Genomic DNA, 13,207 nt, shown 5'->3' with positions numbered 1-13,207 from the left:
AGGGACGAACATGAACAGCTTTTTGCGACACTTTGCCATTAGTGCAGTTTCATTGGCCATGATGGGTGGCTGTGCTGCCACTGTCGACTCCACAACGGTGACAACCACTGCGATACCTGCACAAATTACCGTAGCACTAGCTACACCTGTTCAAGCTGAACAGGCGCTAACACTCAAGCAAATAATGGCTAATCCAGATTGGATGGGCATTTTAGCCCAGGGTGCTTATTGGAGTGACGACAGTCAGTCAGTGTATTTTAGTCGCCAAGCTCATCAGTCACCTGTTCGTGATTATTATCAGCAAAGTATTACAGCAACAACGGCCAACCAGCTTGAACTTTCTCAGCTGCATTTAGCTGACCAACGTAATGGTGTGATTAACCAAGCCAAATCTCAAAAGGCGTATATTTACCAAGGCAATGTGTTTGTTAAAAACCTTCAAAGTGGTGATATTAGTCAAATAACTCGTCAAAATGATGCGATAAGTGGCGTGCGTTTTTTGAATAATGGCGATCTTGCTTATTGGCAAGGCAACAATATTTTCCGCCTGCATCAAACCACTGGCATGGTTGAGCAAATTGCAGCGATTCAAATGGTTAATGAGCCGACAGGCACAGAAGAGCCAAGTAGTTATATTGCCAAGCAACAACATCGTTTAATGGGTTATGTTGCGCTGCAACATAACAATGACAAGGCCCGTGAAGATTATCGTGAATCATTGGCTAAAGCAGATCCCACATTTTCAGCTCAACCATGGTATTTAGGTGACTCTGAAACGGTCTCAGAAATGAGCCTATCGCCAGATGGTCGTTATGTGATGTTGGCTCTCACCGACAAAAATTATACCTGGCGAGCAGAGCACGACATTATGCCTAATTATTTAGGTAAAGACGGTTATGTTGATGCCGTTCCTGCACGAGCGCGTGTCGCTGAAGATGCCTTTCCTGGCCAACGTTTAGTGTTACTTGATCTTATTGAACACACTAAAAAAGACATCACTATCGAAGGCTTAACAGGGTTTGATGAAGATGTATTAGCCAGTGTTAAAGCCGAAAATGCTAAAGCCCAAGGCAAAAGCTATAAAAGTGTCAAAGCCCCACGTTTAATCCAACTGATGCAAGATTGGGAGTGGAGTCAAAGCGCTATGCAGTGGCGTGAAACCGATAACCAGTTGATGGTGATGGTTGAAGCTGTTGATAACAAAGATCGCTGGATTGCGCGTGTAGACCTGCAAAAGGGCAAACTCATTACCGAACATCGTTTACACGATAATGCATGGGTTAACTATAACTATAATCAGTTTGGTTGGATAACCGGGACAGACTCTGTTTATTATTTGTCTGAGGAGTCAGGTTTTTCTCATTTATATACTAAATCGGCCTCAGGTAAGATTACTGCGCTAACAAGCGGTAAATATGTGGTTGATAATGTGACCTTATCTCCTGATGGTAAGCACATTTATTATCGTGCCAACAAAGATCATCCAGGGAGCTACAATGTTTATCGAGTAGCGGTCGCTACGGGTAAAAGTGAGCAATTAACCCAATGGTTTGGCACATTAGATTACAGCTTAAGCCCAGACGGTAGCGCATTATTGTTAACGGCCTCAGCGACAACAAGCCCCGATGAGTTATTTATTCAACCGATTGGGGGGGGAATTAAACCGCTGACTCACTATACCAGCGACACATTTAAACAATACCCTTGGCAAGCGCCACAGGTTGTTGCCGTACCATCAAGCCACGGAGCAGGGCAAGTTTACGCCCGAGTGTATTTGCCGCAAGGTTATGATGCTAAGCAAGCCGATAAATATCCCGCGGTAGTGTTTAACCATGGCGCGGGTTATTTACAAAATGCGCATTATGGATTTTCTGGGTATTTTCGTGAGTTTATGTTCCATAACTTATTAACCCAACAAGGTTATGTGGTCATGGACATGGATTACCGCGGTTCAAAAGGTTATGGACGTGATTGGCGCACTGCGGTTTATCGCAACATGGGCCATCCTGAAGTTGAAGATTTAAAAGATGGTGTTGCTTGGTTGGCGAGTAACGCCAATGTGGATGCAAAACGTGTGGGCACTTACGGCGGTTCTTACGGTGGTTTCTTAACCTTTATGGCTTTATTTAATGAACCTGAGCTATTCCAAGCAGGCGCCGCATTACGCCCTGTAAGCGATTGGGCTCATTATAATGCGCCTTATACGGCTAACATTTTAAATACGCCTGACGTTGATCCTATTGCTTATGAGCGTAGCTCACCAATAGAGCATGCTCACGGATTACAAAAACCATTGTTAATTATGAGTGGCGTATTAGATGACAACGTGTTTTTCCAAGATAGCGTGCGCATGGTACAACGGTTAATTGAACTTGAAAAACCGATGTTTGAAACCGCTATTTATCCGGTTGAACCGCACGGGTTTGTGCAACCGTCTAGCTGGTTAGATGAATACCGTCGTATTTATAAATTATTTGAGCAAGAGCTAAAATAGCTACTGAGTTCCAAATTAGTAAATAAAATCGTATTAAGGCTTTCTTTGGAGAGCCTTAATTTTTATGATTACTCCTAACATCATATTCAAGGGTAGTGTTGAGTGGCAATATCAGTCGCGGGTGGCGTAAGACCCGGAAAAGTCATCGAAATAGAACGTCGACTCTACAATCAGCTTATTGTGGGTAAACACGTTGTGGGTTCAATGTTAGATGAACTGAATACCGAAATAGAAGAAAGTGCCAATAAACTTGATATAGAACGTAAAGCGTTAAAACTGCGCATAGAAAAACAAGTGCAAGAACGCCATATATACTTCGAAGTTTCTAGTCACTTAACGCATACCGTCAATAATGCTGTTGAACATCAAATGATAAACCCTCTGTCTATTATTGAGTCAGCGGGCATTACCGAAAGCCAAGTGTTGTTATTAGATTTACTGTTAAGCCCGGATCTAAACTTAAACCGTTTGCGACCGATTATTGAAGATAATAGCTGGTTATGCCGCGATTTAATTAATTTGATCAACAGTCCAACCTCACGACACAGGCGCCCGAAAAACTCAGATGTACAAGTTACCGATATCAAATTGGTGATAAATTACATTGGTTTAGAAAACCTTCGCTTATTGATCCCGTATTTTTGTTTACGTAACTGGTTACCGTCAGGGAATGCCAACTTATTATGGATAACCCGCAAGTTATGGCGCTACAGCATCATGAGCGCAATTGCGGCACAAGCCTTAGCTGAGCTGCATAATAAAGAGCCAAGTCTGACATATACTTGCGCGCTAATGTACCAATTTGCGACCTCAATTATTTTGAGTCAAAGTGGCCAGATTTTCGATAAAACATGGGGAACTTGGCTAAGAGAGGCAAGTCAAAGTCGAGATAAACAAGTGTATGACGCGATTATGGCCACCGACTTTCCGGCAGAATCTGTATTTGAACAGGTGATGCAACATGGCCATACGTTAAATTGGCAGTTGCTCAATTTATTGAAGTTTGAAGATTCGAAAATGACCTGTGTGTTGAAAGAACTTGATCATGATTATCATTTTTCTGAGTTATCAGCCGATGCAGCCATTGTGGCCAAAGCAAGTTGTTATGCCAAAGTGCTATTATTAGAAGAGCAGCAGCTAATCGACCCGCAAGAGAGACGCATCATGTTTGATTATTACGAGTTTTCTCCCCAAGAACTGCTGCGACTGAAAGCGCAAAACTTTCGTAAGCTTGATTTACTTTAAGCGAACCAAATATCCAATATTGCTAAATGTTAAATTTGTGTAGTTATTCACTTTTGGTGAATAGGTACACAAAATACGTTGAAATAACTTTTTTTATGACTATTTATGCTTGTTAGCCCCCCAATAAACGCTTTATTTAGTCATATTTTTCAATCTTTATGCAGAATAGACCTGTCGCCTGCAGAAGTTAATTGTACAGAACTGGTATTTTGATCACATTTTCGCTAATAATGTCCCATAAATAACACAAGCTTCCGCCAATGCACTTACAGAATATAAAGCAAACAGCGGAAACAGCGGCTTTCAAGCTGCTTATAACCTGAAGGATGAAATGCAATGAGTCTAGAAATGAATCTAACCCGTGCCCAATTCGATGAAGTCATGGTGCCTAATTATGCGCCTGCAGCCGTTATTCCTGTTCGCGGAGCGGGTAGCCGTGTATGGGATCAAGAAGGCAATGAATTCATCGATTTTGCTGGTGGTATTGCAGTTAATTGTTTAGGTCATTGCCACCCTGCTTTAGTGTCTGCATTAAAAGAGCAGGGCGAAAAGCTGTGGCACTTATCAAACGTCATGACCAACGAGCCAGCGCTTGAATTAGCCACTAAATTGGTTAACTCAACCTTTGCTGAACGAGTTTATTTTGCCAACTCTGGCGCAGAAGCAAACGAAGCCGCGCTTAAATTAGCCCGTCGTTATGCATTAGATAACCATAGTGCTGACAAAGACCAAATTATTGCTTTCGACAAAGCATTCCACGGCCGTACATTCTTTACTGTAACCGTTGGCGGACAAGCTGCTTATTCAGACGGTTTCGGCCCTAAGCCACAAAGTATTACTCACGTACCATTTAATGATATTGCTGCACTAGAAGCGGTAATTTCAGACAAAACTTGCGCCATTATGCTCGAGCCATTACAAGGCGAAGGCGGAATTATCAATGGTGACCCTGAGTTCTTAAAAGCTGTGCGCCGTTTAGCGGATAAGCATGATGCTTTGGTTATTTTTGATGAAGTACAAACCGGTGTGGGCCGTACTGGTGAGCTATTTGCTTACATGGGTACCGACATCGTGCCTGATATTTTAACCAGTGCTAAAGCATTAGGTGGCGGTTTCCCAATCGCAGCCATGCTAACAACGGCTAAAATTGCTGCTCACTTAAAGGTTGGCACGCATGGTTCTACTTATGGTGGTAATCCATTGGCGTGTGCCGTGGGTAACGCAGTAATGAACGTAGTAAACACCAAAGAAGTGCTTGATGGCGTTAAGCATCGTGAACAGTTATTCCGTGATGGTTTAGCGGCCATTAATGCTAAATACAACGTATTTAGTGAAGTGCGTGGTAAAGGTTTGTTGCTTGGTGCGGTATTAAACGAAAAATACGAAGGCCGTAGCCGCGAATTTTTAGTTGCATCAGTTGCCGAAGGATTAATGAGCTTAATTGCTGGTGCAAACGTGGTGCGTTTTGCTCCATCATTAGTGATCCCAGAAGCTGATATTGCTGAAGGCTTAGCGCGTTTTGAACGTGCTGTTGCAAAAGTAGTAGCTGGTTAATGAACAACTGAGTGCAAGCGTGGCTTGCACTCTAGTTGTTTGGGTTCGCCATAATGGTTTGTTGCGTTGGTGGGTAAACTATCAGCGCTGCAAGCTAGTGGTGCAATGAGGAGATTAAGATGTTAATCATACGTCCTATCCGTGCTAGTGATTACGATGCACTTTATAGTATCGCAGTTGAGTCAGGCCACGGTTTCACATCTTTACCAGTAAACGAAGAGTTACTGCGTTCAAAGATCGCTAGGGCAGAAGCATCTTTTACTAAGCAAATTGATAAGCCTTTTGACGAAGGCTACTTAATGGTGCTTGAAGACACCAAAACCAATGAAGTTGTTGGTACTTGTGGTGTTGAAGCTGCCGTCGGCATGCAAGATGCTTTCTATCATTACCGTTTAGGTACTGAGGTTTATCACTCTCAGCAAATTTCTGTGCGCAATGAAGTTGAAACCCTCACGTTATGCCATGACTATACTGGCGCTGCAGAAGTGTGCACTCTGTTTTTAAAAGACGCATATCGAAAAGGCAATAATGGCCGCATGCTGTCGCGTTCGCGTTTTCTATTATTAGCTCAGCATCCACAGCGTTTTGGCGAAACTGTCATTGCTGAAATGCGCGGCGTAAGTGATGACCATGGTGAGTCTCCGTTTTACGAATGGCTACAACATCATTTTTTAGGCATCGATTTTGTTGAAGCAGACTATTTGTCTGGTTTAGGCAAAAAAGCGTTTATGGCCGAAATGATGCCACGCAATCCTGTGTATGTTTGCATGTTGCCTAAAAAGGCACAAAAAGTGATTGGCGAAGTCCATAAAAATACCAAGCCAGCACTGCGATTATTACAAGCCGAAGGCTTTAAATTCCGTAATTACGTCGATATTTTTGATGGTGGTCCAACGGTTGAGTGCGCTCTGAGCGAAATTCGCTCGGTTAAAAAAAGCCGCTTACTCACGGTGTCGATTGGCAAAATGCCACACGCAGATCATCATTTTATTATTTCCAACACGTCGCTGGCTGATTATCGTGCATCAGCGGCCAAACTGTTGGTCTCTGATGAACACGACGATGTTGTTCTTAGCCCAGAAATTGCAGCTGGTTTACTGGTTAGCGATGGCGAGCAAATTCGTGTTTTAGCAATGTAGGAGTAAGAAATGACACAATATATTCAAGGTCAGTGGTTAGCTGGCGAAGGTCATGATGTTAACTCAAGCAATCCAGCAAACGGTGAAGTGATTTGGCAAGGTAAAACCGCCACACCAAGCCAGGTTAATGCTGCGGTTGATGCTGCCCGTGCAGCCCAGTTTGATTGGTTTATGTTGGGCTATGAAGCTCGCTTGGCCATTGTCGAAGCGTATCGTGCACAACTAGAAGCAAATAAAGATGAAATCGCTGAAACAATCGCCCAAGAAACCGGTAAGCCACAATGGGAAACGGCCACAGAAGTGGGCGCGATGATTGGTAAAATTGGTTTGTCTGCTAAAGCGCATGACAAACGTACAGGAACAGAAACAAACGACTTACCCGCAGGGCGTGCTGTATTACGTCATAAACCGCATGGTGTCGTGGCAGTATTTGGCCCTTATAACTTCCCAGGGCATTTGCCTAATGGCCACATTGTGCCAGCATTGCTTGCCGGTAACACCGTGGTGTTTAAGCCGTCTGAGCTAACACCCAAAGTCGCTGAGTTAATGCTGAAATGCTGGGATAAAGCAGGTTTGCCTCAAGGTGTTGTTAACCTTGTTCAAGGTGAAGTCGAAACCGGTAAAGCACTGGCTTCTCACCCGCAAATTGATGGCTTATTCTTTACTGGTAGCTCGCGCACTGGACACATTTTACATCAACAATATGCAGGTCATCCTGGTAAGATTTTAGCCTTAGAAATGGGCGGCAATAACCCGCTTATCGTTAAAGGCGTTACCGACACCAAGGCTGCAGTACATGACATCATTCAATCTGCTTATATTTCGTCTGGTCAGCGTTGTACCTGTGCCCGTCGTTTATACATAGAAGAAGGTGCACAGGGTGATGCGCTAATTGCTGAACTTGTCACTGCGATTAAGCAAATCAAAGTGGGCGCTTGGAATGTACAGCCGCAACCATTTATGGGATCGATGATCTCTGAAACGGCCGCTCGTGGCATGGTTGCTGCGCAAGCCACATTGCAATCGCTTGGCGGTGTATCGTTAATTGAATTGACACAAGTTGAAGCCGGTAAAGGGATTGTGACACCTGGTTTGATTGACGTAACGCCTATTGCCGACTTACCAGATGAAGAATACTTTGGTCCGTTATTGCAACTTGTTCGTTATCGCGACTTTGACCAAGCAATCCATTTAGCCAATGCAACGCGTTATGGTTTATCTGCTGGTTTATTAGCTGACAGCCGTGAAGATTATGATTATTTCTTAGCCCGCATTCGTGCTGGTATTGTTAACTGGAATAAGCAAATCACTGGCGCATCAGGCGCTGCACCGTTTGGTGGTGTTGGGGCATCGGGTAACCACCGTGCCAGTGCATTTTATGCTGCTGACTACTGTGCTTATCCTGTTGCTTCAATGGAAGCTGACTCTGTCAGCCTACCTGCCACTTTAAGCCCTGGTTTATCAATTTAAGTTGATAAGTCCATCGCATGATTGGTGCTGGTGATATTGACATGATATCACCAGCCTTATTATAAGGATTTAACCATGCATACTGACGTTAATGCTTTGTTTGCCGAGTTATGGCAAGACTATATTAAGATGACACCTTCAGCGGCGAAAATTCATCAATTGCTTGGCCACGGCGCCGCGATCATTAATGATCATATTGCACTGCGCACGTTTAATATCGCCAAAGTTAATCTCAGTGTATTGGCTGAGCATTTTACTTCAATGGGTTATGTTGACTGTGGCGATTACAAGTTTGAGCAAAAAAAGCTAGTCGCTAAACATTTTGAGCACCCAGACCCAACTCAGCCTAAGGTATTTATCTCTGAGTTGCTGGTAGAAGAGTTTAGCCCCGAACTGCAAAAAACCATTCATGGTTTAATTGAGCAAGTTGATGTTGCCGCCACAACCGCAGATAATTTTATTTATTCTGGTCGCCACTGGAGCCTGGATAAATCAACTTACAAAGCGTTGTTGGCTGAGAGTGAATATGCTGCTTGGGTTGCCGCTTTAGGTTACCGTGCTAATCACTTTACGGTATCGATTAACGATTTACCGCAGTTTGAACGCATTGAAGATGTTAACCAGGCACTTAAAGATGCCGGTTTTGTACTTAATGGGTCGGGTGGCGAAATTAAAGGCACACCAGAGGTGTTGTTAGAGCAGTCATCTACCATGGCCGATAAAGTAGTGGTTAACTTCACGGATGGCGATGCTGAAATTCCAAGTTGTTTCTACGAGTTTGCTCGTCGTTACCCAATGGAAAACGGCAAGCTGTATACCGGTTTCGTTGCGGCATCTGCTGATAAAATTTTCGAAAGTACCAACGCAATGATGTAGTGTCAGTAGCGTCAAAAAAAGACCTGCTTGAGCAATCAAGCAGGTCTTTTTTATGGATTCATAACGATGGGGTCATGACGATTGCTTCATGACGATTGCTTCATGACGATGGGTTGATGGCTATTGCCACATGGCTATTGCCCCATGACAATGGTGACACCCAGTCCGTTTAGCGTCTCACTTCGGCTAAATTGCAAACTAAAACCATATTGTTCGCAAATCTCTTTAACAATAGATAACCCTAAGCCATGGCCCATTGTCGCTTCATCTAAGCGGGTGCCTCTGGCTGTCAACGATGCCATTTTATCTTGTTCTACTCCATTGCCGTCGTCTTCAATTTGTAGCGAAATATCGCCATTCTGCATTTGCTTAATGTGCACATTAACCTGGGTATTTGTCCATTTAAAGGCATTGTCGAGCAAATTTCCAAATAGCTCCATTCCATCTTCACGATGGATGGGGAGCCTGCTAATGTTATCTGGATTAATGACCACACAGTGAATATCACGCTGGCGATGCACTTTATGCAGGGTATTAATTAAACTGTCGAAATCTTTGGGCACGGCCAATTGCGCGGCAGGCAACATATCGCCAGTAATGCGCGCCGCTGCTAACTTACGTTCAATCATTTTGTGCACTAAGTCTAATTGCTGCTGCATCGCCATTGCCGCTTCTGGGTGAGATAACCCTAAGGCTTCGACTTGTTGCTGCATCACCGCTAGAGGTGTTTTTAAGCCATGGCTTAAGTTGCCTAAGTTATTACGACTGCGCTCTATTTGCTTGGCTGTGTAATCTAATAATTGGTTGTAGGTTTCAGCTAATGGGCGAATTTCAGCTGGAATTTGAGCTATTTCAAGTGAGGCTATATCACCTTCACGAAGCTTGGCTAGGGCTCCTTGGATTTGATTAACAGGTTTAAACGATTGGCGCAAGATAATGAAAATCCCGGCAATCATTGCCAGTAACATGCCAATATTAATGGCCAGTTTGGTGCCAAAAATTTCACTAAATACACGACGTCCAATACTGAGATCTTGCGCTACAGTAAGCGTTGCAGTGTTATCACTATCTGGCGCACCGATGCCAATCGATAATAATTGCATATCATTGTTTTTCGGGCCTTTGGCTTGCCAAACGCGCTTTTGCTGAGCCTCTAAATTAACAATGTGTAGCTCAGCATCCCACAAGGATCGCGAGCGAATGGTTTGGTTTGGCAGGTTTAATTGGAAGTAACGACCAGAGTAAGCGGGTCGATAAAAACTGGATAATTGATTTTGGTCTATTACCAATTCGCCGTCTTCTAAGCGTGTAGCAATAATGATGTGTTCTAAATCTTCTTCTAGACGATTAATGATTGAGTCATGAAAGGCATCACGCAACATTGATTCGAACAGAAATAAACCAATCAAGGTTGCGATGATAATAAGGCCACTCAGCCACAGGCTGAGCTTAAAGCGAATCGACATCATTCCACTAAACCGTGAAAGATATAACCTTGTCCGCGACGCGTTTCAATGGTGGTTTTACCCAGCTTTTTACGTAAATGGGTAACGTAAACTTCGACTACATTACTTTCTTTCTCATCGTCAAATTGATACAGCTTATCGGTAAGTTGAGACTTTGACAGTAGCTTTTTAGGCGACATTAAAAAAATCTTTAATAGCCTAAACTCCATCGATGTTAGCTCATATTCTTGCTCACCAACGGTCACTTTCTGTTCGTTTTCATCTAAGTTAACACCACCATAGCACAACAGTTTAGACGCTGAGTTTGCACGACCATGGGCTCGATGAATTAATGCCTGAATACGGGCAAGTAATTCTTGTGCATGAAATGGTTTGCCTAAGTAATCATCAGCTCCAGCGTTAAACCCTTCTACTTTCTCATGCCACTGGCTGCGGGCCGTGAGCATGATAACTGGCGTACTTACGCCACGTTCGCGCCACTGGGTTACCAGCGATAAACCATTACCATCGGGTAAGCCAATATCTAAAATAACGCAATCGTATTCCGTTTCTTTCATTAGATAATCGGCTTCAACCGCTTTATCGGTAACGTCAGTAATATAACCTGCCTGCTTGAGTTGTTTTTCAAGCTCGGCGACCAGTAATGGGTTATCTTCAACGAGTAACAGTTTCATGTTTAGTACATTCGCTCGGTAATTGTGGCAACGGGTCTTGCATGCCATTAACTGCATCTAACTGCAGATTAATAACATGTCCTTGGGCGAGTTTAAATTGTAAATCATAACGCCACTTATCTTGATATTGGTAAAGCTGAGCATCGACTAAATGGCCATCACAATATTGCGACACCCAAGTTAAATAGTCATCTAATGGACGTATATTACCAGAAGTCACTAATTTTTGGACTTTATCATGATCAAGCGGGAATTCGGTAACAGAAATATCTTGCTGATTAATGGACAGGGCCATTAAGCTGATTGTGGCGATGAACAAGCTATTCATGTTCGCTCCCAAATAAAAAAAGTGGCGTTCAGAGTATGAACACCACTTTAATAATCTAGGCTTAAATCAAGCTGAAGTAGAGCATGATTGACGCTTAAATCGCGCCTATAGGGTTAGCGTGTACCGTAAACCACTATTGTTTTACCGTGTGCTTGGATTAAGTTTTGCTCTTCAAGCATCTTCAAAATACGGCCAACAGTTTCACGTGAACAACCTACAATTTGACCAATTTCTTGACGGGTTATTTTAATCTGCATTCCGTCAGGATGTGTCATAGCATCGGGTTGTTTTGCTAGGTGCAATAGTGTTTGTGCAATGCGTCCCGCAACGTCTAAGAAGGCTAAATCACCGACTTTTTGACTTGTGCTTTGTAAGCGATAGGCCATTTGCGCAGAAAGCTTCATTAAGATTTCTGGGTTAACTTGAATCAATTGCTTAAATTTCTTATACGAAATTTCGGCAATTTCACACGCTTGTTTAGCGCGAACCCAAGCAGTACGTTCTGCTTGTTCTTCAAATAAACCAAGTTCACCGATGAAGTCGCCTTGATTAAGATAAGAAAGGATCATTTCTTTACCTTCTTCATCTTTGATCAATACAGCAACAGAACCTTTTACGATGTAATATAACGTGTCAGAATCTTCACCCGCGTGGATCAATGTGCTCTTTGCTGGGTACTTGTGAATGTGACAATGTGAAAGAAACCATTCTAATGTTGGGTCAGGTTTTGGCTTACCAATCAGAGCCATACGATATTCCTCGATTGATTAAAAATGAAAGTAAGTAATGTCTAATTAAGCATTCTACGCTATTACAATCGTAAAAACTTTGATAGAGATCGTATTTAGAAGTGTCAGTAGTGTATATTAACTTGTTAAATAGTTGATTAAATTTCTTTTGTTTGTGATCAACGTCAGCTTTTTATTTTATACGCCATACTCTATCGTATTGTTTTAACCGTCAAGTCTATTGAATTATTCGCTTCACGGGCTGTCTATTGAATTGGCTAGGCGAGTTAGCTACTGTTATTTATTAATACCACAAATTGTTGTAGAGGTGTGCGTGAAAAAATTGAGTCAAATAACAACGGCTGCATGCTTAGTGGCGTTTAGCGTATTAAGTTTACCCTCTCAAGCATTTTATGTACCGCCAACCATTGAGTCTCAAGCCGCCAGTAAACTGGTGCATATACAAATAAAAGCCAAACAAGGCGATGCCGATGCACAATTTCTTTTAGGTTTGATGTATTTATCGGGTCGGTTTGTGAGCCAAGATACCAACGCAGGATTAACCTGGGTGACACAAGCTGCAGCACAAAACCATATTAAAGCCCAGCAAACCGTTGCAGATTTGGCCTTTGAAGGTAAATTATTTCCTCGTGATTTGGCCTTAGCGGAGAAATGGTATTTAGTGATGGCCGAACAAGGCGATAAGTGGGCTAATTTTCGTTTAGGCTTTATCTATTCTGCTGGTGGCGATGGCGTAGTTCGTAACTGTGGCAAGGCTATGGTGCAGTTTAATACTGCTGGTGATACCGTATCTATGGGGAATGTAGCGTGGATTTTAGCAACTTGCCCAGAAGCTGAGTATCGTGACGGTTCACGTGCAGTGTCTATGTCACTTAAACTGTTAGAGCAAAATCAAAATGATCCAACCGTGCTAGACAATTTAGCCGCTGGTTATGCAGAGATTGGTGATTTTACTTCTGCAATCGATGCACAAAAGAAAGCCATCGAGGCTTTAAAACAAAACCCTGCACTTGCGCACAGTGATGAGTTTATACAGCGCTTAAAGCAATACCAGAATAACCAAGCATACCGTGAAATTATCCCGTTAATGTAATTGTTCTGCCATAAGTCAGTCTTGTTGGTGTGTCGAGAATGATGTTCCGAGAATGTGGCTCCGAGAGTGTAGTTGCGAGTAACTGAATGGGTGAGCATGATTAAAAGCGCGAGTGCTAG

General features: G+C 42.9%; 11 protein-coding genes. 7 read left to right on the top strand and 4 right to left on the bottom strand.

Annotation, left to right across the window (positions count from 1 at the left end; genetic code table 11):
* The first annotated feature begins 10 nt into the window (after positions 1-10).
* From AC19MV_RS05340 to AC19MV_RS05315, 6 genes are all read left to right on the top strand, one after another.
* A complete protein-coding gene (locus AC19MV_RS05340; RefSeq protein WP_498306176.1) occupies positions 11-2,494 on the top strand; it encodes a S9 family peptidase in 2,484 nt (827 codons plus the stop codon).
* Between the two features lie 102 nt (positions 2,495-2,596).
* Positions 2,597-3,739: an HDOD domain-containing protein gene (locus AC19MV_RS05335; protein WP_498306174.1), complete on the top strand. Its 1,143-nt coding sequence runs from the start codon at positions 2,597-2,599 to the stop codon at positions 3,737-3,739.
* A gap of 336 nt (positions 3,740-4,075) precedes the next feature.
* Positions 4,076-5,293 (top strand): aspartate aminotransferase family protein, encoded by a 1,218-nt coding sequence (locus AC19MV_RS05330; RefSeq protein WP_432399950.1) that lies wholly within the window; start codon positions 4,076-4,078, stop codon positions 5,291-5,293.
* Between the two features lie 119 nt (positions 5,294-5,412).
* The gene (gene astA / locus AC19MV_RS05325) at positions 5,413-6,432 is read left to right on the top strand and encodes an arginine N-succinyltransferase (RefSeq protein ID WP_432399948.1); all 1,020 of its coding nucleotides are present in this window, start codon (positions 5,413-5,415) and stop codon (positions 6,430-6,432) included.
* 9 nt (positions 6,433-6,441) lie between these two features.
* Complete coding sequence (gene astD / locus AC19MV_RS05320) at positions 6,442-7,902, top strand: succinylglutamate-semialdehyde dehydrogenase (RefSeq protein WP_498306172.1); 1,461 nt, start codon at positions 6,442-6,444, stop codon at positions 7,900-7,902.
* Between the two features lie 75 nt (positions 7,903-7,977).
* Positions 7,978-8,778: a DUF1338 domain-containing protein gene (locus AC19MV_RS05315; RefSeq protein WP_498306170.1), complete on the top strand. Its 801-nt coding sequence runs from the start codon at positions 7,978-7,980 to the stop codon at positions 8,776-8,778.
* Between the two features lie 134 nt (positions 8,779-8,912).
* On the opposite strand, the gene AC19MV_RS05310 is transcribed toward AC19MV_RS05315, so the two are convergent.
* The 4 genes from AC19MV_RS05310 to crp all read right to left on the bottom strand — a co-directional run bounded on the left by AC19MV_RS05310 (position 8,913) and on the right by crp (position 11,995).
* Positions 8,913-10,247, bottom strand: coding sequence for an ATP-binding protein (locus AC19MV_RS05310; protein WP_498306168.1), 1,335 nt, complete (start codon positions 10,245-10,247; stop codon positions 8,913-8,915).
* Positions 10,244-10,918, bottom strand: coding sequence for a response regulator transcription factor (locus tag AC19MV_RS05305; RefSeq protein WP_188953670.1), 675 nt, complete (start codon positions 10,916-10,918; stop codon positions 10,244-10,246). The genes AC19MV_RS05310 and AC19MV_RS05305 overlap by 4 nt, the downstream gene beginning before the upstream one ends.
* A complete protein-coding gene (locus AC19MV_RS05300) occupies positions 10,899-11,246 on the bottom strand; it encodes a PepSY domain-containing protein (protein WP_432399943.1) in 348 nt (115 codons plus the stop codon). Before AC19MV_RS05300 ends, AC19MV_RS05305 begins: the two co-directional genes overlap by 20 nt.
* Positions 11,247-11,359: 113 nt before the next feature.
* Positions 11,360-11,995, bottom strand: a complete 636-nt coding sequence (gene crp, locus AC19MV_RS05295) for a cAMP-activated global transcriptional regulator CRP (RefSeq protein ID WP_130598440.1) — start codon at positions 11,993-11,995, stop codon at positions 11,360-11,362.
* A gap of 313 nt (positions 11,996-12,308) precedes the next feature.
* Here crp and AC19MV_RS05290 point away from each other — a divergent pair, with 313 nt between their 5' ends.
* Positions 12,309-13,088 (top strand): tetratricopeptide repeat protein, encoded by a 780-nt coding sequence (locus AC19MV_RS05290; protein ID WP_498306166.1) that lies wholly within the window; start codon positions 12,309-12,311, stop codon positions 13,086-13,088.
* Positions 13,089-13,207: the final 119 nt, after the last annotated feature.

Source organism: Shewanella sp. MF05913, assembly GCF_059758095.1.
Note: the sequence above shows the minus strand (reverse complement) of the source record. Positions and strands in the feature narration are given on the sequence as shown.

What these genes read in the sequence shown, in the direction of transcription:
- AC19MV_RS05340 (WP_498306176.1), top strand. Translation starts at nt 11, where the DNA reads ATGAACAGCTTTTTGCGACACTTTGCCATTAGTGCAGTTTCATTGGCC.
- AC19MV_RS05330 (WP_432399950.1), top strand. Translation starts at nt 4,076, where the DNA reads ATGAGTCTAGAAATGAATCTAACCCGTGCCCAATTCGATGAAGTCATG.
- astA (WP_432399948.1), top strand. Translation starts at nt 5,413, where the DNA reads ATGTTAATCATACGTCCTATCCGTGCTAGTGATTACGATGCACTTTAT.
- astD (WP_498306172.1), top strand. Translation starts at nt 6,442, where the DNA reads ATGACACAATATATTCAAGGTCAGTGGTTAGCTGGCGAAGGTCATGAT.
- AC19MV_RS05315 (WP_498306170.1), top strand. Translation starts at nt 7,978, where the DNA reads ATGCATACTGACGTTAATGCTTTGTTTGCCGAGTTATGGCAAGACTAT.
- AC19MV_RS05310 (WP_498306168.1), bottom strand. Translation starts at nt 10,247, where the DNA reads ATGATGTCGATTCGCTTTAAGCTCAGCCTGTGGCTGAGTGGCCTTATT.
- AC19MV_RS05305 (WP_188953670.1), bottom strand. Translation starts at nt 10,918, where the DNA reads ATGAAACTGTTACTCGTTGAAGATAACCCATTACTGGTCGCCGAGCTT.
- AC19MV_RS05300 (WP_432399943.1), bottom strand. Translation starts at nt 11,246, where the DNA reads ATGAATAGCTTGTTCATCGCCACAATCAGCTTAATGGCCCTGTCCATT.
- crp (WP_130598440.1), bottom strand. Translation starts at nt 11,995, where the DNA reads ATGGCTCTGATTGGTAAGCCAAAACCTGACCCAACATTAGAATGGTTT.